Source organism: Microbacterium sp. 70-16 (assembly GCF_001898315.1).
Taxonomy (GTDB): domain Bacteria; phylum Actinomycetota; class Actinomycetes; order Actinomycetales; family Microbacteriaceae; genus Microbacterium.
This window is the reverse complement of record NZ_MKTQ01000020.1, coordinates 51,841-56,135: the sequence shown is the minus strand read 5'-3', so window position 1 is coordinate 56,135 and position 4,295 is coordinate 51,841. Positions and strand designations below refer to the sequence as shown.

7 protein-coding genes are annotated in these 4,295 nt (G+C 69.4%); 3 read left to right on the top strand and 4 right to left on the bottom strand.

From position 1 onward, the window contains the following. Window positions 1-2 precede the first annotated feature (2 nt). From BGO46_RS10115 to BGO46_RS10105, 3 genes are all read left to right on the top strand, one after another. On the top strand, window positions 3-101 hold the full coding sequence (locus BGO46_RS10115) for an AURKAIP1/COX24 domain-containing protein (RefSeq protein WP_003792170.1): 99 nt from the start codon (window positions 3-5) through the stop codon (window positions 99-101). A 96-nt stretch (window positions 102-197) separates the two neighbouring features. Continuing rightward, entirely contained in the window at window positions 198-470 is a 273-nt protein-coding gene (locus BGO46_RS10110) for a glutaredoxin family protein (RefSeq protein WP_292676811.1), read from the top strand. Further along, on the top strand, window positions 467-763 hold the full coding sequence (locus BGO46_RS10105) for a Dabb family protein (RefSeq protein WP_292676813.1): 297 nt from the start codon (window positions 467-469) through the stop codon (window positions 761-763). The genes BGO46_RS10110 and BGO46_RS10105 overlap by 4 nt, the downstream gene beginning before the upstream one ends. 117 nt (window positions 764-880) lie before the next feature. On the opposite strand, the gene BGO46_RS10100 is transcribed toward BGO46_RS10105, so the two are convergent. The 4 genes from BGO46_RS10100 to BGO46_RS10085 all read right to left on the bottom strand — a co-directional run. Next, window positions 881-1,996 carry an ABC transporter ATP-binding protein gene (locus tag BGO46_RS10100; RefSeq protein ID WP_292676815.1) on the bottom strand — a complete coding sequence of 372 codons (1,116 nt, stop codon included), beginning with the start codon at window positions 1,994-1,996 and terminating at the stop codon, window positions 881-883. Next, window positions 1,993-2,787 (bottom strand): ABC transporter permease subunit, encoded by a 795-nt coding sequence (locus tag BGO46_RS10095; RefSeq protein ID WP_292676816.1) that lies wholly within the window; start codon window positions 2,785-2,787, stop codon window positions 1,993-1,995. Before BGO46_RS10095 ends, BGO46_RS10100 begins: the two co-directional genes overlap by 4 nt. Beyond that, a complete protein-coding gene (locus BGO46_RS10090) occupies window positions 2,784-3,689 on the bottom strand; it encodes an ABC transporter permease subunit (RefSeq protein WP_292676818.1) in 906 nt (301 codons plus the stop codon). The genes BGO46_RS10095 and BGO46_RS10090 overlap by 4 nt, the downstream gene beginning before the upstream one ends. Beyond that, window positions 3,686-4,295 (bottom strand): ABC transporter substrate-binding protein (locus BGO46_RS10085; RefSeq protein WP_299985951.1); only part of this gene is annotated, 610 nt, incomplete at its 5' end. The genes BGO46_RS10090 and BGO46_RS10085, both read right to left, overlap by 4 nt.

The following is a 4,295-nucleotide window of genomic DNA, read 5'->3' as shown; positions in this document are numbered from 1 at the left end:
CCGTGGGTTCTGTCATCAAGAAGCGCCGCAAGCGCATGGCGAAGAAGAAGCACCGCAAGCTGCTTCGCAAGACTCGCCACCAGCGCCGCAACAAGAAGTAAACGTCGCGGCACACTGCAAGACGACACCGAGCGCCTGTCCATCGTGGACGGGCGCTTCGTGTTTTCCGGCGCGACGACGGTGGCAGGATGGGTCGGGTGACGACCGTGACGATCATCTCCAAGCCGGACTGCCATCTGTGCGACGTGGCGCGCGAGATCGTCGACGTGGTCGTCGCCGATCTGCCCGATGGGCGGGACGAGACCGTCGACGTCGAGGAGCTCTCGATCCTCGACGATCCGGCGCTGCACGCGCAGTGGTGGGAGAAGATCCCGGTCGTGCTCATCGACGGCCGGCTGCACGCTCATTGGCGGCTCGATGCGGGCCGGTTGCGGTCTGCGCTCGATGCCGCGGGGAAGGAATCCGCATGATCCGTCACGTCGTCGCCTGGAAGCTCGCCACGACCGATCCCGCCGAACGCGCCGAGCAGGCGCGCAAGGTCGCGGACGAACTGCGCGCTCTGGACGGCGTCGTGCCGTCGCTGCTGCAGATCTCGATCGGGCCCGACATCATCGGTGGCGGCAACTGGGATGTCGCCCTGGTCGCCGACTTCGCCGACGCGGCGGGCCTGGATGCCTACCAGACCCACCCCGCCCACCAGGCGGTCGTCGGTTACGTGCGCTCGGTCGTCGCCGAGCGCGTCGCCGTCGACTTCGAGATCTGACCCCGCGAGCTTGCCCTCGCTCCCGCGAGCTTGCCCTCGCTCCCGCGAGCTTGCCCTCGCTCCCGCGAGCTTGCCCTCGCTCCCGCGAGCTTGCCCTCTGAGCCGCGAGCTTGCCCTTTATTTCGCGACTTCGCCCACCCGCGCGAGCACGGGCACGGGGTCGATCGAGATCCGCACACGGTCGTCGTAGCCGACCTGGTCGGCGACCGAGTGCTGCACCGTGACGAGCGTGCCGTCGGAGGTGCGCACGAGCGTACGGCGGAAGCTGCCGAGGAACGTCGACTCGAGCACGGTGGCGTCGATTCCCGGGGCATCCGGCGCGACGAGCCGCACGTTCTCGGGGCGCACGAACACCTCGACGGCGCCGGTGTCGACCTCACGCAGCAGCGGCAGCGACTGACCCCACACCTGCACGTTCAGCCCGTCGGTCGTGCCTGCGACGACGCTGGACAGGCCTACGAACGCGGCGACTTCGGGCGACGCGGGGCGCGCGTAGAGCTCGTCGGGCGTGCCGATCTGCTCGATGCGGCCCGCGTTCATGACTGCGATGCGGTCGGAGACGGCGAGCGCCTCTTCCTGATCGTGGGTGACGAACACCGTCGTGATGCCCAGGCGCAGCTGGATGCGGCGGATCTCGTCGCGCAGCTGCACGCGCACCTTGGCATCCAGTGCCGACAGCGGCTCGTCCAGCAGTAGCACACGCGGCTCGGTGACGAGGGCGCGAGCGAGCGCGACGCGCTGCTGCTGACCTCCCGAGAGCTGGTGCGGGAATCGGTCGGCGAGGTGGTCGAGACCGACGAGCGCGAGCGCGTCTGACGCGCGGGATGCCGCGGCGCGCGCTGCGACGCCTCGGCGGCGCAGGCCGAACGCGGTGTTGTCGACGACCCGCAGGTGCGGGAACAGCGAGTACGACTGGAACACCATGCCGATGTCGCGCTTGTTCGTCGGAACGCGCGAGACGTCGTTGCCGTCGAACGAGACGCTGCCCGCGGTCGCACCCTCGAGGCCCGACAGGATGCGCAGGAGCGTCGTCTTGCCGCAGCCGGACGGTCCCAGCAGCGACACGAACTCGCCCGGAGCGATGTCGAGGTCGACGCCGTGCAGCACGCGCGTCGTCCCGAACTCCTTGACGATGCCGTTCAGGGACACCGAGGTGCCCGCGCCGGCTTCGTGCAGCAGCTGGTTCTCGGACGTGCGCGGCAGTGGGCGCGCGGGGGAGTCGGCGCTGGTCATGACGAAGCCTTTCCATCGCGCGAACGGGCGGCGCGACCGATGAGGAGCAAGAGGATGAAGACGAACAGGAGGGACAGCAGCGTGAAGATCGCCGACGCGTACGGGTCGATCTTGTTCGCGACGACAAGGGCGGTCTGCAGCACCTGCCGGTTCAGCAGCGACGCGATCGTGTACTCGCCGAGCACGACCGCGACAGAGATGAGGGATGCCGCGAGCAGGCCCTGCCGCAGATTGGGTACGAGCGCGCGCGTCACGACGGCGAGCCAGCCGGCACCGAGCGAGCGCGCGGCCTCGGCGAGGGTGCTCAGATCGACGGCATCCATCGACGCCTTGATCGACCGGTAGGCGAACGGGAGCACCGTGATGCCGTATGCGAAGGCGAGGGTCCACGTGCCGGTGCCGAGCGTGCGTCCGATCTGCAGGTAGATCGGGGCCAGGCCCACGACGAGCACGATCGCGGGGATCGAGATCGGCAGCAGGACGGCGAACTCGAACACCCGACCCAGGCGCGGGAAGCGCAGCTCAATGAGGATCATCGTCGGCAGCAGCAGGAGCAGCACGATCGCGACCGTCACGACGGCGAGGATGAGCGAGTTGCCCAGGCCCGTCCAGATCGGCGTGAGCACCTGTGTGTTGGTCGGATCGAACACGCGCGCCCAGTTCGCGAGCGAGTAACCGTCGCCGTCGCGCAGCGTGAACACGATGGTCGAGAGGAGGGGGATCGCGAACAGCACGCCGACGATGACGGCGATGAGCACGCGGGTCAGCCGCGAGGGGGCGATGCCGTTCACGACTGCCACCGCGCCGCGCGCCGCTGGATGAGGGCGTAGAGGGCCATGACGACTCCGACGACGACGATCATGCCGAGCGCGAGCGCGCCGGCGAGGTTCTCACGGCCGAGGACCGTCTCGCTCGTGAGCGCCGCACGGATCTGCAGCGGCACGATCTGCGAGCCCTGGCTGGCGAGCGCGGCGGCGGTCGCGTACGACGAGAAGGCGTTGGCGAACAGCAGCAGGAAGCTCGCGAGGAACGAGGGCGCGAGCACGGGGAAGCCGATGCGCAGCCAGAAGCTGGTGCGCGTGCCGCCGAGCGTGAGGTTGGCTTCGGCCCACTGCGACTTCAGCGCCGACAGCGCCGGGAGGAAGGTGATCACCATGAGCGGCACCTGGAAGTAGATGTAGGGCAGGATCAGGCCCGGCACGGAGTACAGCCACGTGCCCGGCTGCAGGTCGATGCCGAAGGAGTCGCGCAGCAGCACGGTCACGACGCCCTGCACGCCGATCGTGGCGATGAAGACGAACGCGAGCATGACGCCGCCGAACTGGGCGAGCACGCCCGTCGCGGCATCCAGTGTCGTGCGCACGACGCCCGTCGCCGGAAGCCCCATCGCGGTGTAGCAGACGATCGCGCCGATGACGGCGCCGACGGCGGCCGTCAGCAGCGACAGCCAGGTCGTGTTCCAGAACGTGTTGAGGATGACCGGATCGACGAGCGCGGTCAGGTTGTTCCAGGTGAACGCGCCGGCCTTGTCGAAGAAGCCGGTGCCGATGGCGAGCACCGTCGGCAGGACGAGGAACAGCGCCAGGTAGACGGCGAAGGGGGCCAGGCCCAGCCACGCCGTGGACGCGCGGCGGCGCGGGGCCGGAGCGTGCAGCTCCGACCCCGCGCCGTTCGTGCCGGTGGCAGCGGTCACTGAACCGCCGCTGCCCACTCCTGGCCGAGCAGCGTGCCGGCGGCCGCGCTCTGCGCCTCGGTCGGCACCACGGTGTCAGCGGGCGCTGCGGGCAGGGCTGCGGCGAGGTCGGCGTCGATCGTGCCGGCCTCGGTCATGGCTTCCATACGGACGGGGCGAGCACCGCCGGCCAGCCACAGGTTCTGCACCTCGTCGCTGTAGAGGAACTCCTGCCACAGGCGCGCGGCGGCGGGGTGCGGGGCATCCTTGTTGATCGCCTGGTTGTAGTAGCCCGCGTAGCCGGTGCCGTCGAAGACCTTGACCTTCCACGCCGAGTTGGTCTCGGAGTGGGTCGCGTTCAGGTAGTCCCAGTCGAAGACGACGGGGGTCTCGCCCGAGGCGATCGTGCCGGTGGTCACGTCGACCTTCAGCAGGTTGCCCGCCTTCTGCAGGTCGCTGAAGAAGTCGATGCCGGGCTGGAAGTCGTCGAGCGTGCCGCCGTTCTGGACGGTGGCCAGACCCACGGCCGCGAAGGCGGCGCCGGCCTGCGTCGGGTCGCCGTTGATCGCGACCGAGCCCTTGTAGTCCTCACCGAGCAGGTCGGTGATCTCGGCGGGCTCGGGGAAG